Annotated in this window: 14 protein-coding genes and 1 pseudogene; 8 read left to right on the plus strand and 7 right to left on the minus strand. The window is 60.2% G+C overall.

Features of this window, described 5'->3' with window-relative positions:
- Window positions 1–157: 157 nt before the first annotated feature.
- A complete protein-coding gene (locus G5S37_RS26320; protein WP_165208236.1) occupies window positions 158–3,874 on the minus strand; it encodes an autotransporter-associated beta strand repeat-containing protein in 3,717 nt (1,238 codons plus the stop codon).
- 266 nt (window positions 3,875–4,140) lie between these two features.
- On the opposite strand from G5S37_RS26320, the gene G5S37_RS26325 reads away from it, so the two are divergent.
- Complete coding sequence (locus tag G5S37_RS26325) at window positions 4,141–5,160, plus strand: zinc-binding alcohol dehydrogenase family protein (protein ID WP_165208238.1); 1,020 nt, start codon at window positions 4,141–4,143, stop codon at window positions 5,158–5,160.
- 11 nt (window positions 5,161–5,171) lie between these two features.
- On the opposite strand, the gene G5S37_RS26330 is transcribed toward G5S37_RS26325, so the two are convergent.
- From G5S37_RS26330 to G5S37_RS26340, 3 genes are all read right to left on the minus strand, one after another.
- Entirely contained in the window at window positions 5,172–6,284 is a 1,113-nt protein-coding gene (locus G5S37_RS26330) for a J domain-containing protein (RefSeq protein WP_165199476.1), read from the minus strand.
- A gap of 104 nt (window positions 6,285–6,388) precedes the next feature.
- Complete coding sequence (locus G5S37_RS26335) at window positions 6,389–7,492, minus strand: J domain-containing protein (protein WP_165208240.1); 1,104 nt, start codon at window positions 7,490–7,492, stop codon at window positions 6,389–6,391.
- Window positions 7,492–9,171 carry an Hsp70 family protein gene (locus G5S37_RS26340; RefSeq protein ID WP_165208242.1) on the minus strand — a complete coding sequence of 560 codons (1,680 nt, stop codon included), beginning with the start codon at window positions 9,169–9,171 and terminating at the stop codon, window positions 7,492–7,494. Before G5S37_RS26340 ends, G5S37_RS26335 begins: the two co-directional genes overlap by 1 nt.
- A gap of 267 nt (window positions 9,172–9,438) precedes the next feature.
- On the opposite strand from G5S37_RS26340, the gene G5S37_RS26345 reads away from it, so the two are divergent.
- The 6 genes and pseudogenes from G5S37_RS26345 to G5S37_RS26370 all read left to right on the plus strand — a co-directional run bounded on the left by G5S37_RS26345 (window position 9,439) and on the right by G5S37_RS26370 (window position 19,708).
- A complete protein-coding gene (locus G5S37_RS26345; RefSeq protein ID WP_165208244.1) occupies window positions 9,439–10,353 on the plus strand; it encodes a YceI family protein in 915 nt (304 codons plus the stop codon).
- A 457-nt stretch (window positions 10,354–10,810) separates the two neighbouring features.
- The gene (locus tag G5S37_RS26350; RefSeq protein WP_165208246.1) at window positions 10,811–12,553 is read left to right on the plus strand and encodes a hypothetical protein; all 1,743 of its coding nucleotides are present in this window, start codon (window positions 10,811–10,813) and stop codon (window positions 12,551–12,553) included.
- A 125-nt stretch (window positions 12,554–12,678) separates the two neighbouring features.
- Entirely contained in the window at window positions 12,679–15,042 is a 2,364-nt protein-coding gene (locus G5S37_RS26355) for a DEAD/DEAH box helicase family protein (RefSeq protein ID WP_165208248.1), read from the plus strand.
- Window positions 15,043–15,044: 2 nt separating this feature from the next.
- Entirely contained in the window at window positions 15,045–15,794 is a 750-nt protein-coding gene (locus tag G5S37_RS26360) for a DUF3800 domain-containing protein (protein ID WP_165208250.1), read from the plus strand.
- 112 nt (window positions 15,795–15,906) lie between these two features.
- A pseudogene (locus G5S37_RS26365) lies at window positions 15,907–17,381 on the plus strand (class I SAM-dependent DNA methyltransferase).
- Window positions 17,378–19,708, plus strand: a complete 2,331-nt coding sequence (locus G5S37_RS26370; RefSeq protein ID WP_165208252.1) for a restriction endonuclease subunit S — start codon at window positions 17,378–17,380, stop codon at window positions 19,706–19,708. Before G5S37_RS26365 ends, G5S37_RS26370 begins: the two are co-directional and overlap by 4 nt.
- Before the next feature lie 111 nt (window positions 19,709–19,819).
- Here G5S37_RS26370 and G5S37_RS26375 read toward each other — a convergent pair whose 3' ends face one another.
- Both G5S37_RS26375 and G5S37_RS26380 read right to left on the minus strand, forming a co-directional pair.
- Window positions 19,820–21,391, minus strand: coding sequence for a sulfatase (locus G5S37_RS26375; RefSeq protein ID WP_165208254.1), 1,572 nt, complete (start codon window positions 21,389–21,391; stop codon window positions 19,820–19,822).
- 659 nt (window positions 21,392–22,050) lie between these two features.
- A complete protein-coding gene (locus G5S37_RS26380) occupies window positions 22,051–22,608 on the minus strand; it encodes a YqgE/AlgH family protein (protein ID WP_165208256.1) in 558 nt (185 codons plus the stop codon).
- Between the two features lie 272 nt (window positions 22,609–22,880).
- On the opposite strand from G5S37_RS26380, the gene trpD reads away from it, so the two are divergent.
- Window positions 22,881–23,939, plus strand: coding sequence for an anthranilate phosphoribosyltransferase (gene trpD, locus G5S37_RS26385; RefSeq protein WP_240914720.1), 1,059 nt, complete (start codon window positions 22,881–22,883; stop codon window positions 23,937–23,939).
- Between the two features lie 36 nt (window positions 23,940–23,975).
- Here trpD and G5S37_RS26390 read toward each other — a convergent pair whose 3' ends face one another.
- Window positions 23,976–24,623, minus strand: a complete 648-nt coding sequence (locus tag G5S37_RS26390) for an N-methyl-D-aspartate receptor NMDAR2C subunit (protein WP_165208258.1) — start codon at window positions 24,621–24,623, stop codon at window positions 23,976–23,978.
- Between the last annotated feature and the right edge of the window lie 26 nt (window positions 24,624–24,649).

The following is a 24,649-nucleotide window of genomic DNA, read 5'->3' on the forward strand; positions in this document are numbered from 1 at the left end:
TCCTGAAAAGCGACAAGCCTCAAATCGCCATTCGCAGCCATCTCAGTCTCCGAAGTTCCCTCTGCGTCTCTGTGTCTCTGCGTTGAACACCCTGCACCCAAACTCACCCACCGCCTCACCTCAGTATCCCTTTTGCGTTCTCTGCGTTCTTTTGCGGCTATTCCTCCCCACGCACCACCACCCCCGCCCGCACCCACCCACTCCGCCTACGCCTCCACATGAGGCAAGTACAACCCACCCAAAGCAGAACCGCGCGGCTTGGCTCAGGCACAGCACCAGCAATGGAGATAGTAAGCGCGCCACCATCTGACAGGCTCGAGATTTCCCAGGTATGACCGGCGTATCCCGCGAGGGCACTGAGGTCGGGCAGGTCGAGGTTCCCTTCAAAGAGCGCAGACTCTCCACCCGTCCGAAGATTGGTGCCCGTGCTGAAGCCATTCGCGCCAAAGGCCCCGGTCCAGTCCAGCAGCGTCCAGGTATCCCCCGCCTGGATCGTATACCCCGACCCAAAGGTCACGGCGATGTTGCTGTTGCCATTGAGGCTGAGCCCTCCGGTGATATCGATCTTGTCACCCACGCCACTGCTCGAACCCAGCGTCAGGTTGGCAATCGTGACCGAGGTAGGAGGCGCAAAGGTCAGACCGCTGGCGAATTTCAAAGTGCCGATGGAAGCGCCTCCATTGTCGCCAGGACGAAGGGAGCCCAGTATCACGGTAGCAGCACCCTGCACGGTGCCCGTACCCGAGAGTACGGCGCTGCTCCCATTCACCAGCGTAGCTCCCGTGCCGGTCTGGCCCACCAAACTGCTGCCCACCTGAAGATTGCCGGACGTGACGGTGGTAGTTCCCGTGTAGGTGTTCAGACCAGTCAGCGCCACCGTTCCAGTGCCAATCTGAGAAACATTCCCTGCCCCCGAAATGACATTGGAAAAAGCCAGCGCGGTGTCGCTGCGGTTGAAATTGACCGCACCATTGTTGGTGATGGTCTGGGTCGCTGCCAGCGTGCCACCCGCATCGTTGTTGCCCAACTGCAGAGCCGCGCCCCTCGCGATGGAGATCAGGTTGGTGGGGCTTCCCGTGCCCGCGCCCGTGCCAAGCGCGTTGGAAGCACCGGCAGCGATGAGCGTGCCTTCGTTGATATAGGTGGAGTTTGAGTAGGTGTTCACCGCCGTGAGGAGTGCCGTGCCCAGCCCGCTCTTGGTGAGCGCGAGATTGGCTCCGTTATCGGCAATGACAGAGTCGATTTGCAACAGCCCACTGGTGTTGTTCTGGATCAGCGTGAGGTCACGGCTGTTGATGCCTGAAAGTGTTCCTCCGGTGATCTTGACCAGGTGATTGCCGACATTGGCTGTCACGAGAATCGCACCGGCAAAGTTGGTACTCGCCACCGTGAGCGTCCTGGTCGCATTGATCGTCAGGGTGCTGTCGGCCGAGCCATCATTGAAGCGCAAGGAAGCGACGGTCACCGTATTGGTGCTCACGTTGCCAGCAGCGATGTCATTAGCCTTCGCGGCCGTCAGTGCCGTGGCCCCACTCGCGATGGAGGCGTAGCCGCCGGCGACCGTGCTGAGTCCCACGATGTTGCCAGCACCATCAACCGTGGCGAAATCATTTCCATTCACGGTGATGTTGTTCTGCAGCAGCTTGTCTGCACCCACGGTAGCGGTGGTGGTGACGAAGGTGCCCGTGGGCATGGTGATATCCACGGTGGCACTGATGTCGCGTGTCGTGGCCAGGAACGCGCCAAGATTCAAGGTCATGCTGCCTCCCACACCGGAGGTGCTGAGATTGATGTGCGTCGCCCCACCTCCCTGGGCACCTGATGCGCTGAAGTTCAGCCCAGCAAAGGATTGCACATCAGCCATGCCGTCTTTCCCCTGCAAGGTCAGCGTTTGGGAGGTCGCCGTCCGCGAGGTGCCCAGCAAGAGGGAACTGGAGCCACTGATGACACCCGTGCCTGCCGCTACGTTGGAGAAATCGAGGACCAAACTCCCACCGGAGAGTAACGTCGTGCCAGTGTAAGAGTTCTCTCCCGAGAGAGTGAGTGACCCCGTGCCATTGTAAGTCAACCCAACCGTCCCCGTGGTGCCACTGACGATGTCGCCGCTGATGACTGTGTTGCCACTCCCATTGATCGTAAGAACGTAGCTGCCCGTGCCGCTTCCCACCGTGACAGTGTTGGAAAGCGTGAAGGTTCCGGTCGCGATGTTGTTCGTGAGGGTACGGTTCGACGCTCCGGTGGTGACAGCGCCAGCAAGCTCAAGACTGTTGCTGCCGGTCACCGTGTTCGTCGTGGCTCCCAACGTGACGTTGTTGGCAATCGCATTGCTGCCAGTCAGATTGGTATTGGCGGAGAGGCTCGCGCCATTCCACAAGATCGTGCCACCGATGCCAAAGGCCGCCTTGTTTCCAACCACCACAGAAGCTGTGCTCCCCAGTGTCGTGTTTCCTGTGTAGGTGCTGGCACCGAGAAGCGACAGCGTGCCTGTGCCTGTGTAACTCACCGCCACACTGGCAGCCGTGCCGTTGCTGATTTGTCCTGTGAAAGTTACGTTCCCCGAACCGGAGAGAAGCAGGTTCTTACCACTGGCAAAGTTGGTCGAGGTGAATCCTCCGATGCTCAAGGTGTTGCCCACGCCATTCACCACGAAGGATTCATTGCTGGAATTCTGGTTGTTGGTCATCACACCACCGAATGCGAGGGTGCTCGCGGAGCCATTGAGGATGACTGTCTGGTTGTTGCTCTGCCAGTTCACGGCGCCACTGCCGAAACTCAGATCATTGCTGCCTCCGAAGGTCAGCGTGTTGTTGGTGAGCGTGATCGCGTTATTCGTACTCAGAGTCACGGCGCTGCCACTGGTGTTATCGATCGTGCTTGCACCACTGATCACCAGCGTGCCAGTCCCGAGCGAGGAACTCGTTCCGCCGGCACCTCCGTTATTGAGGTTCAACTGGCCGCCACTCAGGGTCGTATTGCCGCTGTAGGTGTTCGCGCCTCCGAGTGTCATCTTGCCCGAGCCCGAATACACAAGGCTGACGGTACCTGCAGTGCCGTTGGAGATGGTCCCGCTGACGTTTACATTTCCCGTACCGTTCACCGTAAGTGCGTAGGTCTGACCAGCGGATCCCAGCACATTGCCGGAGAACGTGGTGGTCGCAGTATTGTTGACCGTGAGGGTACCGCTGGCAGCGGAACTCACCCCCACGGCGCCGCTAAACGTGATGGCATTGGAACCACCGATGATGCCGGTAACACCGGTGTTGTTCAACCGAATGCCATTGGTGATGGTGCGCGTGGCACTCGCGGTGACGGTGCCCGCGCCTCCCGTGCTGCTGAGCAGCAGCGTGGAATTTCCCAGAGCATGATCATGGCCGAGCACCAGGGTGGTGGCGCCGTTGAGCGTGGTGGTCAGGCCCGCGCCATACGTGTTGTCACCATTCAGCGCGACGGTACCGCCGCCGTTGACCACCAGTGAATGCGCCACCGTGTTGGAGATGACTCCATTGAACACCAGATTTCCACCACCTGCGGAAGAGGTGAACGTGTCGGCATTGGCCAGATTGATGCCGGTGTTGAAGATCTGCTGGTTGCTGCTGCTGTTCGTAATGCTCACGACGGAGACCGCATTGCCATTGATAACAAAAGCATCCGCGCCTGCATTGAAGGTGATGCCGGTGACACTGAGAGAGGTGAAGTCATTGTTCAGCACCGCACCTGCTGAACCCGCTACGCCAAAGAGCAGCGAGTCCCCACTGAGTGCCGGTGGATTATTCCCACCCGTCCAATTGGTGTCGTTCCAATTGGCTGAAATGTTCCCAAGCCAGGTGTCATTTGCCGCAGGCAGGCCCCCGCCAAGCGCAAGCAGCGTCGCCATGAGGAAGCAGGCAAATCGCAAGAGACGGGTATCAGAGTGAAGACGGATTCTGGATGAGGAAGGCAACACCATGATGGGCGTTTGAAGATGGACGCCACCATTTACGGCAGGGCTCCCCGGCCTTTGCTGCCTTTTGCACCATCACGATGGACTAAGTAACCTCGCGTTTGGCTTTGATGCTCTTGACGGCCTACTGCCGGCGCGATTGAGTAGCCTCCTACAACGGCCTACGCATTCTCAGTAGACCCCGCCTAGCTCACCTTCCCATGCTCGCCCTCTCTCTCACCGCTGCACGTCAGTTCGCGTTCATTGAGCAAGAGGAACCGGCATCTCCCTCTGAAAACGAGGCCCTCATCCGCGTGCATGCCATCGGGGTCTGTGGCACGGATGTGAGTGGCTATCTGGGAAAGATGCCCTTCATCCAATTCCCCCGCATCCTGGGCCATGAGCTGGGCATCGAAGTGATCTCCGTGGGTGAAGGGGTCGCGAACGTCCAGCCCGGCGACCGCTGCTCCGTGGAGCCCTATCTCAACTGCGGTTCATGCCCGCCGTGCCTCGCTGGCCGCACGAATTGCTGCGAGACACTTCAAGTACTCGGCGTGCACTGCGATGGCGGCCTGCGTCGCTTCATCAAGGTGCCTGCGCACAAGCTGCATCCCGCGAACGACCTCGCCTACGATCAACTCGCCCTGGTGGAGACACTCGCCATCGGCTGCCACGCGGTGAATCGCGGTGCTCCCCAAGCACAAGAAACCGTGCTGGTGCTGGGTGCAGGTCCCATCGGCCTGAGCGTGATCGAATTCGTCCTTCTCACCGGCGCGAAGCTGCATGTCATCGAGCCAAATCCCGCACGCCGAACCTTCCTGCAAAAAAACTACGGCATCGAATCGACGCATGCCCACACGCTCATCGAGCCTGATGCCTTCTTCGCAGCAAACGGCGGCCGCGGTGCAGATGTCATCTTTGATGCCACGGGACACCCCGGCAGCATGAGCCGCTGCTTTGAGTACGCAGCCTTCGGTGCCCGCCTTGTGTATGTGGGCATCACCTCAGAGGCTGTCACTCTGCCCGACCCTCTCTTCCATCGCCGCGAACTTACCCTCATGGCCACGCGCAATGCGGTGCCCACCGACTTCACACGCATCCTCGGCCTGATTCGTGAGGGACACATCAAGACCACGCCATGGATCACGCACCGCACGAGCTTCAGCGCCGTGCCCGATCAGTTTGACGGATGGCTGCGCCCGGACAGCGGCGTGGTGAAGGCGATGATTGAGATGGACTGAACCCCATCTCGTCAAAACCATTTCGAGCACGCCTTCAGCAGGATCAATACACTAAGCACGGCCAGCTTGCCCAGCCATGGGGAGATGATGGGCCACCACTCGACCTTGTCGTGATTCGCCAGCTTTCGAGCGGCGTCATCCAGCTTCGCTTTTTCCTTCGGTGGCACGAGTTCACGAATCACTTCATAGCCATCCCATGAAGTGCCGCGATTCTGGCGAACCCACGCCAATGCGGTCTGCGCAGCACGAACATTCCAATCGACTTCCTCAGCCGCATCAGACTTCTTCATGACCTGCCGCCAGAAGAGCTTGTGCGCTTCCGGCACATCCTGAAACATTCTCCCCCTCGCAAGGTCATCTTTTAGTTCAACTCGCAATTTCTTCGCCTCGCCATCGGGGATGAGTTCGCAAACCAGATCCACCATGTCCTTTGCCAGGAGTGCGTCCCAATACACCACCGCGCGTGCGAGCTGCTGAATAACGCCCAGCGATTCCTCCCACGGCACCTGACGCATCTCGATGACCAACTCCTCCGCGAGCGCGATAAGCTTGGCGGTATTTCCTGAGGCATCCCAATGTGCAATAACTGCCGCGGGAACCTCCACCAGCCCTTGTTCGATGCAGCGCACCAGCCACGACCCGGTCACAAAATCCGCGAACCACCCCGCATCTTTGCCAAAGACCTCCCACACAGTCGCAGCCTCCTGATGCATGGGCATGCGATCCACGCGGCTCTGCCGCACAAAGGCCTGCCACGCTGACTGGATGCTCTCACGCCGACCATCCACTTCGAGCGCTTCACGCAAGCGATGCAGCGCTGCGTCCCATCCTGCACTCACCGGCTGGTCTTCGCGCTTTGGCATGCGAGGACCGGGCAAGTCCCTCGGCAGCGGCTCGCTTCGGTCAGCGTGCGCCTGCCTCGTTGCAGCGACCTTCTCATCGCCGCCATCGTCCGACTTCCGGATGCCATTCAGCGCCCGCTCATACGCCAGTCGCACCCGGCGAAACCCTTCCGGGTCCCTATCCGGCCGATGCTGCTTGAGCAGCCGCGCGTACGCGGCCTTCACATCCCGCTCGGTCGCGGTGTGCCGGTCCAGCACCAGTATCTGCCAGGGGTCTTCCATCTCTCTTGAGAGCACCAGTCGGGGTCAAGAAACTCAGACACCAGCCAAGCGGAATTGGATGAAATTTCCAAGGACAAAGAACCGCATGCCGCGACCCAAAACTATTACTCTCTTAGGTAACGCATAAGCAGTTCGATACCGACCATCAGCGCGCCCACCACGATCACCAAAAGAGCCACGCCGATCCAAGTGTGCGTATGGCTCCGAAACCAGAAAGAATCCTCATCAAACATGCCCCTGCTCATGCGAGCACGAGAGGCTTCAATGGCCCCCCACAAGGCATCCCAGGCATGCGGCGGAATCCGATCCTCCCACTCCACAAAAGTGTCGATGTAGTCATCGATGCCTTCCGCCATCTCTGACAGGGCTTGCTGGGACGATGCGGAACCCCAATCCCAGTGCCGGTAGGGAAGACGAAGATGCATCCACCACACACGCCGGGCGTCCTCCTTCATGGCCAGGAAGAGGCGGCCGAAGTCCACCTTTTCATCCAGGGCATCCATCATGTCCTCCCGGAGTCGCGGCGGCAGCATGAGAAAAAGGACGTCTGCCATCGCGTGCGTCTTCTGCTCAGACCAGAAGGCATACCAACTGGCGAGCTCATATCCCAGAGTGACGGCATCTTCCGAGGCCATGGCTGCAGGCTTCTGCACCATCAAGTCAATGAGAGTCTCCGCATGCTGCGAGTCACCTGCGTGCTCCCATGCAGCCAGCACGAGGCGGCAGCGCTCCAAACGCCCCGCCTCCATCCATTCCAGGACGTCCTGTGCTCTGAACCGCTCCACCACCCATGCCGAAGCCGTGGGTTCCAGATTGTCGCGGAGAAGCATAGCCATTCGTACGGTGGACCACCAACCCGGGGTCTTCTTTTGAATCCTCTCGAACGCCGCCTCCAGCTCCTCCAATTTTTGCGATGCCATGGCAGACGCAAGGAGCGCGCGGGCATCCGGTGCAGGCGACAAGAATCCAGGCCAGCCACCCCAACCAGGTGATGCATCCAGCAGCGCCTCGGGACCAGCGGCGATGTCTCCTGATTGATTATTCAAAAGCCAGCGCATGGCCTCCTCATACGCTGCGCGCACCTTCCGAAATCCGTCCGGATCATGATCAGGACGATGGACCCTGAGCAAGGAGGCGTACGCGGCCTTGACGTCCTTTTCCGTGGCCGTGTCCCGATCGAGCCCGAGGATCTCCCAGCAGTCCTCCATCACTCCTCCTCGCGGAAGAACGGTCGCATGAAGGAATCCAGGTCCTCGCCGGCTTCGTGGATCTTCGCTGCGTCCTGCGTGTGCAGCGCAGCTTCGAAGCGATCCAGCAACATGCTGAGTTGATCCCGCATGCCACCGCTCAGTTCCACATAGAGACGGTTCGCGCGCTCGAGGCGGGCACGATTCGGCGGGGCTTCACGCGGATGCACCTTCAGGGGTTGCAGCAGGCGGATGGCCTCCGCGATCTGCTCCTTGCTAAGGGTACCGGGGCGCTGCTCGAAGACTTCGTTGAGTTTGCGACCCGTGGCCGGGATCGAGACCTCCACCTCCAGGATGCCATTCATGTCATAGCTGAAGCGCACCTCGAACTCCCCCCCGCGCTCCTGCCCGGGCCGGCTCTTCATGCCGTGGAAACGCACCTGGCCGATGAGCTGATTGTCCTTCGTGAGTCGGCTCTCGCCCTGGTAGATTTTCAGCAGCACTTCGTCCTGATCCGGGTGCAAGGTGTGATACACCTCACTGCGACTCACCGGTACCGTGGTATTGCGATCCAGGATGGGTGAGAAATACCCCGGCTCCATATGCCCGGGCAGCAGTGGCTTCGTCACTTCCACACCCAGGCTATGTGGGCACACATCCGTGAGCACGAGATCGCGCACGGCGGAATCCCCCACGCACAGCGCCTGCTGCACCGCGGCGCCGAGCGCGACCACACGATCTGGATCCAGCGAGGTATTCGGCGGCAGCTTCAGATCCTCGCGCAACTGATCAATCACCAGCGGCATGCGGCTCGCGCCACCCACCAGCAGCACGGCATCGAGATGCTGCGGCGTGAGATTCGCATCGCGCAGGGCACGACGCACCACGGGCCGCAGACGCGCCGTGAGCTCCACCGTAGCGGTGCGGAAATCATCACGCGAGATCGGTGCTTCCTTGTCACCGAGCGGAAAGGTCGCATGCTCCTCCTTCGTGAGCTTGCGCTTCAGCATCTCCACCTGCTCGCGCCAGCGGAGTTTCTCCTCCTCCTTCGGCTTCCAGTGGAATTCATTCTGGATCCAGGCGGCGAAGGCATCCGTGTAGTCCTCCCCGCCGAGGCGGCTCTCACCCGCGGAGGACTTCACCTCCACCACGCCCTCGAAGCACTCCAGTACCGTCACGTCGAACGTGCCGCCGCCGAGGTCGAAGACCATCAGCGTGCTCAGGTCCGAGGTCGCGCGGAAGCCATGGGCCAGCGCCGCCGCCGTGGGTTCATTCACCAGGCGGTCCACCTTCAGTCCGGCAATCTTCGCCGCCTCCACCGTGGCCTGACGCTGCTGGTCGTGGAAATACGCCGGTACCGTGATGACCGCGCTCTCCACCGGCTTGCCCAGGCGCAGCTCGGCGATGCGCTTCATCTCCTTCAGCACCACCGCACTGCACTCCACCGGCGTCCAACGGCGCCCGCCGAAGCGATAGCTCGCCGCCGTGCCCATATCCCGCTTGAAAAAGGTGCGCCCCGACTCCGGCGCCACGATGAGACGGTCCTTCGCCGCACGGCCCACGAGCAGCGCACCATCCTCAGCCACAGCCACTGCGGAAGGCGTCAGGTCCTCCCCCGCCTCATTTGCCAGAGTCACGGGAACGCCATCCTTCATCACAGCTACAAGGCTGTTCGTGGTGCCAAGGTCGATGCCAATCATGTATTTGCAGAGACGATATGCAAAACCCTACGCTCACGCACCAGTAAAAAGTCGCGCAAACACAGGGAAATCACCTACCCACGCCCCCGCTCACGCAGCAGCCGTCTGAGATAGCCGCAAAGAAACGCAAAAAAGCACAAAAAGGTTCAGCTTCGTTTCCCCAAACGGCGTCTCAACCATTGCAAATCGCCGTTCCGAGTCGCGGCAGATACGTATTCCTACTGTCGCACCGACCACCGCTCACCGTCGCACCTCACCGCACCACCCATGAGCACCACCATCACCCCAGCCGACCTGCGCGATCTTCAGACGCACCATCCCGACCTCCTCCTGCTCGATGTGCGCCTGCCGGAAGACTTTGCTGAAGGCCATCTTCCCGACGCGGTGAACCAGTGTGTGTTCGAAATGGTGTTTTTCCCCGAGTTGGAAAAGCGCCAACTCGCCAAGGACCGACCCATCGCCGTGTACGGAGCCGGGGAGAGCAGTCTTGAGTCCCAGGTCGCCGCGGAAAAACTCGAGCGGGCCGGATTCACCCGTGTGCATGACCTGCGCGGCGGTGTCACCGCGTGGACCGCTCAGGGGTTGAGCCTAGAAAATGTCCTGCCGCCCGCCTCACCTCCCGCCATCAAGAACGGCACGCACGCACTCGACCTCACCGAGAGCCGCGTCGTATGGGTGGGGCGCAACCTTATCAACAAGCACTGGGGTCAGGTGGGCATTCGCAGTGGCGAAGTCTTGTTTGAAAATGGAAATGTCGTCCGCGGTGAAGTCGTGCTGGACATGCATCGCATCACCAGCAGCGATCTCGCCGGCAGCGACCTCCACGATGTGCTCATCCATCACCTGGAGAGCGATGACTTCTTCGACGTCGAGCGTTTCCCCGAAGCGCGCTTCACCATCGAGCGCACCGAAGTCTGCGCCGACTGCCCCGGCAGCCGCAACCTCCGACTCCACGGCGCCCTCAACCTGCGCGGCATCACCCACCCGCTCACCGTGGAAGCCGCCGCCGGTCTCACCCCCGAAGGCAAAGCCGCCCTGCAAACCACCTTCACCCTCGACCGCACCCAGTGGGGCATCCTCTACGGCTCCGGAAAATTTTTCCAACGCCTCGCCGGTCACCTCGTGAATGACGACCTCGAACTCCAGGTGCGTATCCTGACAAAAGAGGCAATACAAGGTTAGCCGCAAAGAGACGCAAAAGGCACAGAAGTAAGAGCTCGGCGACACCCAAGGATCGGGGACACTCCTGTCCCCAGTAACGAGGCGTTGCGCCGTGTGACCGTTCTTGGGAATAGCCGCAAAAGAACGCAAAGATCGCAGAAGATAGCCCTCGCTCACATACGCCTCATACCCAGCGCCCACTCACATTAGTGTTCGTCAGTGTCCATTAGTGGTTAAAACCGAATACCACCACCCACGAGGGAGAAACAATCCCACCTTCCTCCCGCACCCAAGACCAAAACCTTCTGTGCCTTTTGCGTCTTTTTGCGGCCATTCCCTCACCGTACTGCCGACCCAGCGTCAAGGAGCGGCACTAGCCTAGTGCCGGCGGTCCGCAATTCCGGGCGAAGCCTCTTCTCTTCCCAAGTGCTTCCATTCCGGTAGAATAAGATGCGCACCACCGAACCAAGGAGGCCCCATGCACTGCCATGCCACCCGCAACCGTGCCTTTCCCGCTGCTCTCGCGATTTTTCTCTTCGCCTTGATGGGAAACCCCACCACTTCCCTCGCGCAACAGACCGGCCGCCGGACCATTCAGCCCAACCAACCAGGCCAGTTCACCCCCACGAGGCCGACCATCGTCATCCCGTCGCGACCGACCATCGTCACTCCACAACGGCCCACGGTGGTCCAGCCAGCTCAGCCGGTCATAAGAAACAATCCGCTAGTCGGCAGACCGCTGCCTACGGGCAGGCCTATCACGAGCAACCCCATTTCACCCGGAGTCTCCCCCGGACTCCGCCCCCAGCCCGGGCCCACCTTCCCGGTGAAGCCCGTGCCTCCCATCGCCATCCTGCCGCCTGTGGTGAAGCCCGTGCCGCCCATCGGGAACCTTCCACCGCCGTCGTGGTGGAAGCCCTCCCCACCCTGCTTCCTGCCGCCGCCCTGCCTGCCTCCGCCGTGCCCCGTCGCCATCGTCATCCCCAGCTTCCCCTCCGCCTTCATCGGTCCGGAGATCGTGAGCATCACCACCTACCCCACGGAAATGGACACCGGGTTCACGAATATCCCCGCGCCAGCGCAGGAGCAGATGCAGATGCAGCCCGGGGATCCCGCCGCACTGCAGGGAAATGAAGCCACACCACGCCTCATCGCCATCCTGGGACGCATCGAGCGCGTGGATACCTCCCTGCCCTCCACCACGTCCTCTCCGTCCTCTCCAGCTGCCGGCACCTCCACCGACCGCGATGGCGACCAGCTCTGCATCGGCGTGGCCACGCTCACCACGTATTTCAACCCCGACCCTGACCTACCCGCCGAGGCCATGGCCCGCGGCAGCTACTTCGGCAGCCGTTGGGATGGCGACACCTGGCACACCTCCGCCACCGGCCTCTGGTCGCGCGGCCCCGTGACCCGGCAACCCCTCTTCACCCTGCACGAGTTGCAGCCCAGCGCCTTCCCCTTCGAGGTCGCCCTCCCCGGCCGCCGCATCACCTCCCTGCGCATGGCCATCGCCCTCGTCCGGGACACCGCTTCGCCGCCCCTCGCTCCCTCCCCCCAACCTGCCTCTCGTTCTACCCTTCCCCTCCAGTCCAAGCTCCGCCACCTCACCATGGCCAACAACCTCCGGCGCCACCTCCAGGACTCCAACGAGCCCGTCCCCCTGGTCCCCCTCATCCCACCACCTTCGTCCTCCTCCTCGTTCTCGTCATCGTCCTCGACTCCCACACCCCCCGAGCTCGATCCCTCCCAAACCTACCTCGGCAACGCCAACTCCCCCTTCAGCCAAGCCCTATCCGACTCCCTCCAGGATCTCCTCACCACCTCCTCCCTCCCCCAACCCTCAAGTTCCGTCTCAGGGAACCAACCATCAACTATCAACCAAGGACCATCAACCACCCCCGTCTCAGGCTATCAACCATCAACCAAAGACCATCAACTCATCGGCTCCGCCGAGTGGACCCTCCCCCTCTCCGACCTGCGCGACATCATGAGCGGCTGCCCCCGCTTCACCACCATCCCCCTCCCCGCCGATCTCCAAACCGTCCGCTCCCGCGACACCTCCCCCGCCCCCCTCTGGGTCCGCCCGTTCCGGATTGAGGTCGGTGCTCAGTCAGAATCTTCTTCAGGCTATCAACCACCGACTCTCAACCATCAACCAACTGCGACCTACCAAGGCGAAGTGTGGTTCCTCATCGTGCCGGATTGGGCGCAAAGATAAGAGGTTCACAGAAGAGCCAATCTCGGCGCGTTTTCTCCATGCGCACGGGTTCGACTTGCCATGGATACAAGCTCTGGATTAAATGCATCCCGAGCGGTCCGACGAGCGCTCGAACTCGTGCCGACATGGATAAGAAAGCCCTCACAGAAGCGGACATCCGTACCAAGTTCATCACCCCTGCTCTAGTTGGAGCAGATGGTGGGAAATGGGATGTGATGACGCAAATTCGAGAGGAGACCTATTTCACGAAGGGGCGTGTCATCGTGCGCGGCAAGACCGTAAGGCGTGGCGAAGCGAAAAAGGCTGACTACATCCTCTCGTACAAGCCAAACATGCCCATCGCGGTCATTGAGGCGAAAGATAACAACCACTCGGTGGGAGATGGAATGCAACAGGCACTCGAGTACGCGGAGATTCTCGACGTTCCCTTTGCTTATAGTTCGAATGGGGACGCCTTCTTGGAGCACGACCGGACCGTTACAAGTGGGATTGTAACCCGCGAAATCCCTCTCAACGAGTTTCCAACACCTGAAGAACTCTGGGAACGCTACAGCACTTCCAAGGGGTACACCGAAACTCAGGAAACCGTCGCCACGCAGAGTTACTACGACGACGGTTCCAGAAGAACGCCTCATTACTACCAGATCATCGCCATCAATCGCACGGTCGATGCCATTGCGCGGGGGCAAGACCGCATTTTGCTGGTAATGGCCACGGGTACCGGAAAGACTTACACGGCGTTCCAGATCATCTGGCGCCTATGGAAGTCGGGGGCGAAGAAGCGCATCCTGTTTCTTGTCGATCGCAACATCCTTGCCGACCAAACCAAGACCAATGACTTCAAGCCATTTGGCCAGGCGATGACAAAGATCACCAATCGCACGGTCGACAAAGCCTTTGAAATCTATCTCTGTCTCTACCAGGCAGTGACAGGCACCGAGGAGGAGCAAAACGTCTACAAGCAGTTCTCGCCTGATTTCTTCGACCTCGTCATTGTGGACGAGTGTCACCGTGGCAGTGCGGCTGATGACGCTGCCTGGAGGAAGGTGCTGGAGTACTTTTCGTCCGCCACCCAGATAGGGCTCACGGCGACACCCAAGGAAACGGAAGACGTTTCCAACATCAACTACTTTGGGGAACCCCTATATACCTACTCTCTGCGACAGGGAATCTCAGACGGCTTCCTCGCGCCTTACAAAGTAGTTCGTATCGGCATCGACAAGGACCTCGACGGCTGGCGCCCGGAACTGGGCCAGTTGGACAAACACGGGAATCTCATCGAAGACCGCGAGTACAATGATCGGGACTTCGACCGCAACCTTATCTTGGAGAAGCGAACGGACCTTGTGGCCGCGAAGGTCACGGAGTTCCTCAGGGCAACGGATCGCTATGCGAAGACCATTGTCTTCTGTGAGAACATTGACCATGCCGAGCGCATGAGGCAGGCACTGGTGAATGCCAATCCTGATCTCGCCGCCGCGAACAGCAAGTACATCATGCGCATCACGGGCGACAACGACGAGGGCAAGGCTCAGCTCGACAACTTCATCGATCCAGAGTCTATCTTTCCTGTCATTGCCACCACATCCCGGCTCATGACGACGGGCGTGGATGCCCAGACCTGCCAGCTCATCGTGCTCGACCGGCGCATCGGCTCTATGACCGAGTTCAAGCAGATTATTGGGCGCGGCACCCGAATCAACGAGGACTACAACAAGCTCTACTTCACCATCATGGACTTCAAGCGGGCCACCGCACTCTTTGCGGACCCGGACTTCGACGGCGATCCTGTGCAGATTTATGAACCCGAGGAGGGGCTGCCGCCTGTTCCACCGGATGAGCCACCAGAAGGTTTCGATGACGATGAAGACGAGGATGTCATCGTGGACCCACCCGGAGGGCTGCCGCCTCCAGGCCCCGGCACCACCAGATACTATGTCAACGACGTCGCTGTCTCCGTCGCCATCGAGCGCGTGCAGTACCTCAATGAAGATGGGAGGCTCATCACGGAGTCACTCCGGGATTATTCACGCAAAACAGTCCGCGAAACCTACACGTCTCTTCAGGAATTCCTCACGGTGTGGAATGATGCTGAAAAGAAGCATGCCATCTACGAGGAGCTTGCCACCAAGGGCGTCTTCCTCGACGAACTCGCAGACCACGTGGGCCGTGACTACGATGCCTTTGACCTCATCTGCCACGTTGCCTTCGACCAGCCTCCCCTCACCCGGAAGGAACGCGCCGAGAAGGTGAAGAAGCGGAACGTATTCGGCAAGTACGGGGAAAAGGCGCGTGCCGTGCTGGACGCCCTCCTGCAGAAGTATGCTGACAGTGGCATCCGCAGTGTGGAGTCGCTCGACATCCTCAAGGTGGACCCTCTCCCCGCTTTTGGAACACCCGTGGAAATCATCAAGCTGTTCGGCGGCAAGCCAGACTACCTTGCCGCCATTCGTGAGCTGGAGTCCGTGCTCTATGACAAGGCCGCCTGACCATGTCCGCCACACCTCCCTTCAGCGACTATCTGGTCTTCGTGGATGAAAGCGGCGACCACAATCTCGTCCAGATTGATCCGCAGTTTCCTGTCTTTGTGTTGTTGTTTGCGGTCCTGCCCAAGGACGAATACGTGGATCGTGTTTGCCCGGACCTTCAACGGTTCAAGTTTGAGTTCTGGGGCCACGACGAGGTGGTTCTCCACGAGCATGAAATCCGGAAGCCGGTCGGGGACTTTCTTTTCTTGATGCAGAGACCTCTGCGCGAGCGCTTTCAGGCCGGACTCACGGCCCAGATGAGAGCCCTGCCCGCCACCATCATCGCGGTGGTGATCGACAAGCCCGCCTTCGCTGCGAAGCACCACATACCTGTGAGCCCGTACGATTACGCCATGGAGACCGGGCTTGCTCGGGTATTCCGCCATCTGGAAGACATCGGGCAGACTGCCGGCACCACGGCGATCATCGTGGAGAAGCGTGGGAGGAGGGAGGATGCCGAGCTCGAGCTGGCCTTCCGCCGCGTCTGTAACGGCGAGAACGCGCTCCACAAGCCGTTGCCATTTCAGCTTGTCATGGTGCCCAAGGCATCCAACTCTCCCGGCCTCCAAATCACCGATCTCATGGCCCGCCCCGTAGCCCTTCATCATCTGCGACCTGACCAGCCCAACCGCGCTTTTGAAATCATCGCGACCAAGCTCCGGCGCAGTCCCGAAGGAAAAGTGGAGGGATGGGGGCTGAATCTGCTCCCCTAAAAATGCGAAGGGCCTCCGGGAAATCCCAGAAGCCCAGCGCCGACCGGAAATTTCCAGTCCAACTTGCCAGTATCCTACCACGGGTTCCCTCCCCAGTCAATTCTGCCCTGCAATGCCCAACGTCTCCAACATCGTCAAAACCATCCAAGACATCATGCGCAAGGACGCCGGACGTACGGCGATGCGCAGCGACTAGAGCAGCTTGGTTGGATGTTCTTCCTGAAGATCTTTGATGACCGGGAGCAGGAGCTGGAACTGCTCCGCGACAACTACAAATCCCCGCTCCCCAAGCACCTACGCTGGTGCAATTGGGCTACCGATGAGGAAGGCATCACGGGCGAGGCCTTGCTCGACTTTGTCAACAATACGCTCCTGCCCAAGCTGAAAGCCCTCGCCGGAGGCGGTGACAAGATTGCCGGTCTCATCCGCATGGTGTTTGAGGATGCGAACAACTACATGAAGAACGGCACGTTGATGCGCCAAGTCATCAACAAGGTGAATGGCATCGACTTCAATGCCTCCGAAGACCGCCACATGTTCGGTGACATCTATGAGAAGCTGCTGAGGGACCTCCAGTCCGCGGGCAATGCCGGGGAGTTCTACACCCCGCGCGCCGTCACCCAGTTTATTGTGGATCAGGTGAACCCCCGTCTCGGCGAGACGCTCATGGATCCGGCCTGCGGCACGGGCGGGTTCCTCGTCTGTGCAGTCGAACACCTGCGCAAGCAGGCCAAGACAGAAGCAGATGAGCGCAAGATTCAGGATTGCTTCTCCGGCATTGAGAAGAAGAATCTACCGCACGTCCTGTGCATGACGAACCTCCTCCTGCATGGCATCGACGTTCCCTCCAACGTCCGTCATGACAACACGCTCGCCCGCCCGCTACGCGATTGGAGCCCAAAGGAACGAGTGGACGTCATCGTCACCAACCCTCCATTCGGTGGCATGGAGGAGGACGGCATCGAGGCAAACTATCCTGCGGAGTTCCGCACTCGCGAGACTGCCGATCTTTTCCTGGTGTTGCTCATGAAGATCCTGAAACCCGGTGGCCGCGCCGGACTCGTGTTGCCCGATGGCACGCTCTTCGGCGAAGGCGTAAAGACTCGTATCAAGGAAGCCCTCCTCACCGAGTGCAACCTCCACACGATCGTCCGCCTGCCCAACGGTGTCTTCAATCCCTACACCGGCATCCGTACCAATCTCCTCTTCTTCACCAAGGGCGCGCCGACCAAGGAGATCTGGTACTACGAGCATCCCTATCCACCCGGTGCCAAGAGCTACAACAAGGGCAAACCGATCCGCATTGAGGAATTCGAGCCTGAAAAAACCTGGTGGGGCGACGAGAGCGACGGCTTCAAGGCACGCGTGGAAAACGAATACGCTTGGCGCGTGCCTATCGAGCAGATCAAAGTCGGCAACTTTAACCTAGACCTCAAGAATCCGCACAACTCCGACACCGGCCCCGGCGACGTGGACCACCTGCTGCCGGAATACGAGAGGCTCCTTACTCAGATTGCTGCGACCCGCGTCAAACTGAAGCAAGAGCTCCATCACGCCCTAACCACCACCGCAGGGACTGCCGAATGACGCTCGAAACCTTCTTCGAAAAGTTCGAGCTCTTTGCCGACGGACCCGGCGCTGTTGCGAAGATGCGTGAGTTGATTCTCGATTCCGCTGCGCAAGGCCTGCTGACCGCACGCCAAGAACGAGATGGAGTAGCCTCTAGTATTGTTGACGGAATAGCAGAAGAACGAGAGCAACTCACAACAAAAAAACTAATTCGAAAGCAGGCAGCATTGGCAGACCTCGCGTTAGAGGATCTGCCTTTTGCAGCCCCAAAAACATGGTCGTGGGTCCGGCTTGGAAACTGCGTCCCCTCCTACACTGATGACTTCATTGACGGACCGTTTGGTTCGAACCTCAAAGCCGAGGAATATACGGAGTCCGGCGTGCCGATTGTTAGGTTAAAGAACATCGGTCGAAATGAGTTTAAATTAAAGGATATTAAGTTCGTTTCGCACGAGAAGGCAGAACAACTGAGGCGTCACAGTTTTCAACCAGGCGACCTGCTCTTGAACAAGCTTGGGGAACCTGTCGGGAAGTGCTGCATTGCTCCAAAAGAATTGGGGCAGGGAATTATTGTGGCAGACGTGGTTCGCCTTCGACTTCCCGAGTCCAAATTCGACACCCGATATGTTTCACTCGTCATAAACGCTCCTATCATTGGGAGACAGTTCCTTGAAGAGATCACTGGCATAACGCGTGATCGCGTAAATCTCGCGAAGGTTCGAAATCTACCCATCCCCCTTCCGCCTCTCGCCGAGCAGAAGCGGATTGTAGCGAAGGTGAATGAGTTGATGGCGTTGTGTGACCGGCTGGAGGCGCAGCAGCAGGAACGGGAGACGTGGCACGTCGCGCTGGCCCGGGCCTCGCTGGCTCGCTTCACCGAAGCACCCACACCGGCCAACCTCAGTTTCCTCTTCCACCAGTCCTACGCCATCTCCCCTGCCAACCTTCGCAAATCCATCCTCACCCTCGCCGTCCAGGGGAAACTTGTGCCTCAAGATCCGAATGACGAGCCTGCGGAAATCTTCTTGGATCGTATCGCGAACTCACTCGATGTTTCTCGGAGCGAGTCCGATGAAACCAATGCCACCACGCCATTCGAGCTGCCCCCATGCTGGGCATGGTCGCGTTTTCGAGAGCTTGGGGAATTCGGTCGAGGGAAATCGAAGCATCGTCCGCGGAATGACCCAGCGCTTTTTTCAAGAGGCAACCACCCGCTCGTTCAGACTGGTGATGTTGCTAGAGCAAACGGCACAATCGAATCCTATACTGGGCTCTACAACGACGTTGGTTTGGCACAGAGCAAGAAATGGCCAGCAGGAACACTGTGCATTACAATCGCGGCAAATATTGCCGACTCTGGAATTCTCGGATTCGACGCATGTTTCCCGGATAGCGTCGTTGGATTCATCCCAGCGGAGCCCCTTCCATCAGTCCGGTACTTCGAGTATTTCATGCGAACGGCTAAGGAACGACTCGAGGAGTTCGCTCCATCAACGGCGCAAAAGAACATCAACCTTGGAATTCTGGAACAGGTTTGGATTCCCATCCCACCCCTCGCCGAACAACGCCGAATCGTGGCAAAGGTGGACGAATTGATGGCCTTGGTAGACGCGCTGGAAACCCAGCTCGCCACCGCTCGTGAAACCGCCTCAAAACTGCTCGAAGCCCTGGTCGCGGAGTTAACAACGACGAAACCGCAGACGACATCAAAGCCCTCCAACGTAATCGAACTTCATGCAACGCCCGAATTTCAGCGGGCCGTGCTTGCCGCGGAGATTGTGGGTCGCATGCACCATCACAAGACGTTCGGACAAACCAAACTGCAGAAGGTCATCTATCTTGCAGAGTACATTGCGGAGTTGCGCGAAATCGACAGCCGTCCCCGACGCTTTGCCAGAGGTCCGCACGATCCGGAGCTGATTGCGCAGGTCGAAGAGAAGATGAAGTGCTGTAACTGGTTTGAGGAGAAGTTTGCGGATGGCAGGCACTCTTACCAGCCTCTCGGCAACCCAGGGGGGCACCGGGAATCTTTTTCCAAGCTGTGGCAGGACAAGGCCGGGATCATTCACGCCTTGATGGATGAAATGATGGAGTGGAAGACTGAGCGGTGTGAGCGCTTTGCTACTGTCTATGCCGCGTGGAATGATCTCATCATCTGGGGGCAACCCGTCACGGAGGATGCCATTTTCCGGGAGGTCCTGGAACGCTGGCATCCTGACAAGCTGAAGACCACGCAAGAGCAGTGGGAGGAGACTCTCTTGTGGATGCGTGAGCGCGGATATGTTCCGAAGGGATTTGGGAGGGCGACTGCGGAGGCTCCTTCAAGTGAGCTGTCGTTGGATTGAGAATGACAAAATTCAAATAGGCTCCGCACGCATGGTTGCTGACCGCCGGGACTTGGCAAGTCCCGCTCCCTGCGACTGATAGCGGGCGACTGAAGTCGCCCCTCCTTGGGGTCACTTCACCAAAATATCATCCGGCAGCGTCTCCCCCGCCGGTATCGGCACTTCCTCCCACACCGCCTGCTTTGTCGCGGGATCATACGTCAGCACCCGATTCTTGCTGCCGGGCACAGGAGGCACGTCGACTTTGGGGAGGTACTTGGCGAGGTCGGACTTTTGGGCGGCGTACTTGGGGTCGGAGGCGAGGTTGGTCCATTCGTTGGGGTCGGACTGTTCGTCGTAGAGCTCCTCGGAGCCGTCGGCGTAGCGGATGTAGCGCCAGTAGCGGGTGCGGATGGTGTGGTTCCCCTGGTTGTGCGTGGTGATGGCGGGATGCTCGCGGGGGGCGGAGGCGTCCTTCAACTGGCGGGCGAGGCTGTGCCCCTCGAGGTCGGAGCGCGGGGGCAGGCCGGTCATTTCCAGGAGCGTGGGGAAGACATCCAGCAGCTCGGCGGGGCTGGAGCAGCGGGCGCCGGCGGTGACGCCGGGGCCGGCCCAGATGAAGGGGACGCGGGTGCTGCGCTCCCAGAGGGTGTTCTTCCCGGTGATGCCCTTTTCCCCGAGGTGCCAGCCGTGGTCTCCCCAGACGATGACGATGGTATTCTCCAACTGGCCGGACTTCTCCAGGGCCTTCAGCAGGCGGCCACACTGGCTGTCCATGAAGCTGATGCTGGCGAGGTAGCCGCGGACGAGGGGGCGCCATTCATCGAGGAGTTGGAGGGTCTTCAGCCGGGGCTCGGGGAGGCGCCAGTGGAGGTAGCTGGCGAAGGGGGGGAGGTCGGCGCGGTCGTCCTCCTTCACAGGGGGCATCTGGAGAGTGGCGTTGTCCGGGTAGAGGTCGAACCACTTCTTGCTCGCGTAGCATGGGACGTGGGGGAGGCGGAAGCCGGCGGCGATGAACCAGGGCTTGTCCTTGGGCGCGGTCTCCAATTTGGCGATGGCGGCATCGGCGATTTTCCAGTCGGCCTGGTCTTCGTCCTTCTCGGGGAAGACGCCCCAGTCCATGGCGGGGTGGCGGCCTTCGATGCTCAACTTGGCGATGGGCTGGGGCGGCTTCGGCATGCCGGGGGAGGGGCCGACCTCGGTGAACTCCGGGGGGAGGTTGCCAGCCGGGGCGTTCCGAGTGCCTGGGGCGGCAGGTGAGGGCTTCGCCTTGCCGGAGGGGTTGGCGGCGTTTTTCTTTCCCTGGGCCTGAGCCTGACCTTGGCCTTGCCCCTGGCCCTCGCCCTCGGCGGCGTCCGCGTTCTTCCCGGCACCAGCACCAGGGAGACGCATGGAGCCATCGTGGTAGACCTTCCCGCAGGCGTAGGTGTAGTAGCCGTGCTTCATGAGCTCCTGCGGGAGGGTGACGTGCTTCTTCAGCGCGTCGACGGCACGGATGCCGGGGGCCAACCCGTAGATACCGGTCGTGCTGGGGCGCAGGCCGGTCATGAGGGAGGCGCGGGAGGGGTTGCAAAGGGGGGCCTGGCAGTGGGCGTTCGTGAAGAGGGTGCCGCGGGCCGCGAGGGCATCGAGATGCGGCGTCTGCACCTGCGGGTGCCCACCGAGGCAGCCGAGCCAGTCATTCTGATCGTCGATGGCGATCATGAGGATGTTTGGCCGGGTGGAATTCTGAGAGGGGAGACCCGGAGACTGGGGAGACGGGGAGGAAGACTGGCTACCTCGGGAGGGGATAAGCTGGGAGCGGGAGGGGGTGGATTGGGCGGGGAGGAGGGAGGAGACGACTGCCGCGCAAAGGAAAACCGCGAAGAGGCGGAGGGGAGAAAGGGGGGAGGCAGACGTGGATGTGGACATGCGCGTGTGGGAACGTGGCGAGGAGCTGCCTTTTTAACCACTAATGGGCACTAATAGGAACGCGAATGTTTGAGGGTGTGGGGGGAGTTTGCAGTGGTTGAGCGGTGGTTTGGGGAGAGAAGACTGAGGATTGGCCGCAAAGAGACGCAAGAGGGGTGAACTGGCAGGGATGGCGAGATTGGTTTCTTGTGGGAGGGCGTGGGCAACCGCAAGCGGGGACAGGAATGTCCCCGGTCCTTGGGAAGGAGAATGCGGCGCGCTGAGGTGATGATGCCTCAAGCGACATGCGACGATGACGGCACCAGGCTAGCGCCGCCCCCTGCGATGGACTTGCGCCATGCTGGGTGATGCAGACACACTTCGTGCTGCATCACCAAATCAGCAGATCCCTTCTGCGATTTTTGCGTTCTTTTGCGGCTATTCCTTCAGCGCTCCCTTTCCTCGCTGATCCATCAATTCAACGACGGATCCGCGGGCATGCGGGCGAGGAGATTGTAGTAGGGCCCGAGGTCGGCGAGGATGGTGGTCCAGAGTTCACCGGGCTCGGGGAGGGTGAGCACGCTCTTGTCAGGCTTGCAGGCGATCCAGGAGTGCTGCTCGAGTTCATTCTCGAGCTGCCCTTCGGACCAGCCGGAGTAGCCGACGAAGCCGCGGACGATGCGTCCCTTTTTCAGCTCCTTGATGGCCTGCTCCGTGGAGAGATGCGTCTGCATCTGGAGGGCGCGCTTCTTGTTGTTCCAATCGAGCGCGGCAAAGGAAAGCTTGTTCGTCCCGACGGGGCCGCCGAGGAACACGGGCACATCGGCGAGCGGGCCGAGGTCGCGATCTTCGAGGAGGTCGGAGACCTGCTTGTCCAGCGGTCGGTTTAAGATGTAACCGAAGGCGCCGTCCTCGGAATTGTGCGCCGCAAGGAGGAGCACGGTGTGGAAGAAATTCGGATCGCGGAGCGACGGGGCGGCCAGCAGCAGGGAACCGCTGATGGTCTCAGGGGTATTTTCAGGCTGTTTCATGGCAAGGATGCAATCCTGATACGAACATAACTTGTGCCAAGATGCTGGGCAAGGTTTTGAAAAAGGGAGAAGGGAAAAAGACCTGGCCTGCAGTTGATGAGCGGCGGATTGCTATGGTGTGATATGAATCTTGGGGGTTCTAAGAATGAATCGCGGGTAACTGGATCATGCAGATTCCGATTTAGGTCCAGACGTTCAAACAAGTTGCAAAGTGGACACACGATTTGCGAATTTCGCGACGGGTGATGAACTTGGCACTTGAGGCAGGGGGGGTGTTCCGTAAAACTCGTGGTATGCAGGAACTCGAGACTCAATTGGTGGCAGGGAAGGATTTGACCCCCGCGCAGGTGCGGGAGGCGGCGGCGTTTCTGCTGGACCCGGCCCCGGAGGCGGCACAGAAGGCTGCACTGCTGAAAGCGCTGGCGAAGAAAGGCGAGACGCCGGGGGAGATTGCGGCATTCGTGGATGAGTTTCTGAAGCACGCGATTTCGCCGCCGATTGATCCGCTAGCGCTGCAGGGCCCGGTGCTGGATGTGGTGGGTACGGGCGGAGACAAGCTGAGCCTTTTCAACATCTCGACCACGGCGGTCTTCATTCTCGCGGCCGGTGGTGTGGTGGTGGTGAAGCACGGGAATCGCGGCATCACGAGCAAGAGCGGCGGCGCGGATGTGCTGGAGGCGCTCGGGGTGAAAATCGATCTGGAGCCGGAAGACCTGGCCCGCTGTGTGAAGGAGACGGGCGTGGGCTTCGTCTTCGCGCCGAAGTATCATCCTGCCTTCAAGGCGGTGGTGGAAGCGCGCAAGCTGGTGGCGGCGGAAGGCCTGCGCACCATCTTCAATCTGCTGGGGCCGCTGCTGAATCCGGTGCGCCCGCCGTATCAATTGGTTGGCGTGTTCGATGATGCGCTGGTGCCGGCGTTTGCGGACATCCTGCGCCAGCTTGGCCGCAAGGCGGCATGGGTGGTGCATGGCAAGACCGATGATGGCCGCGGGATGGATGAGCTGTCCACGCTGGGCATCAATCGCGTGGCGGCACTGAAGGATGGCGTGATCGAGCGCGCGGACTTTGATGCGTCGAAGCTGGGTTTCGCGAAGCCGCAGCTCGCCGATCTGGTGGGCGGCGAGGCGAACACGAACGCGGATATCCTGGAGGGCATCCTTGCGGGACGCATCAAGGGCGCGAAGCGCGACCTCGCGGTCCTGAATGCCGCAGCGGGCTTTGTGATCACGGGCATCTCACCCGACCTCGCCGCCGGCAAGGCGCTTGCGGAAGAGATTCTGAACCGCGGTGCCGCGCATGTGAAGCTCCGGACGCTGGCGGATTGGTGTTGAGGTGAGTTGCGATGGGGGCTTGTCCCCCATCCTCTCCTATCCTGCCAAGGCATTGAGCGAGCGCTGCAAGTTCTCCCTCGCAGCCTTTTCGTATCGCGTGTGGAATGCAGGTGTCATGTAGATGGCATCACGCTCCAGGAACATGCGCAGCACGGCGGCGCGGCCTTTGCGGAAGTCGGGCTCAGGCACCCAGTGGTATTCCGCGCGGATTTGCTTTTCGTATTCGTCGAAGCGCGGTGCATTCGCACCGAGGATGGCGAGGTCGATGTCCACGATCCAGGCGGCATCACCAATGGGTGGCGTGGGGCTGTGTTTGGTGGCGAGGATGAGGTGGGTGATGTGAGAGATGTGGTCGCGCGGGACACCGGCCCGGGCCAGGTGCCTTTCCGCCAGCGCGGCGGAGACCTCCTCGTTGTCATGCCGATGGGTGTCATACACCACATCATGGAACCAGAGGGCCATCTCCAAAGTGCCGTGTTCTGGTGGATTAATGACGCCCGCAATATAATCAAGCTGGGCAAGGCACTCGGCGATGTGGGTGAGATTGTGATACGCGCGGTGCGGCTCCGTGTAGGCGCCTCGCAAGACCTGCCACGTAGTATCACCCATGTCCGGCACAGCAAGGTCGCTGCACAGGCGTTGCCATCGGGAGCGCAGGGCATCTTCATCCACAGCGGGGGTCATCCCACACCATGCCGCAGGCGGGCGAT

Origin of the sequence: Roseimicrobium sp. ORNL1 (assembly GCF_011044495.1) — a bacterium.
Lineage (GTDB): Bacteria > Verrucomicrobiota > Verrucomicrobiia > Verrucomicrobiales > Verrucomicrobiaceae > Roseimicrobium.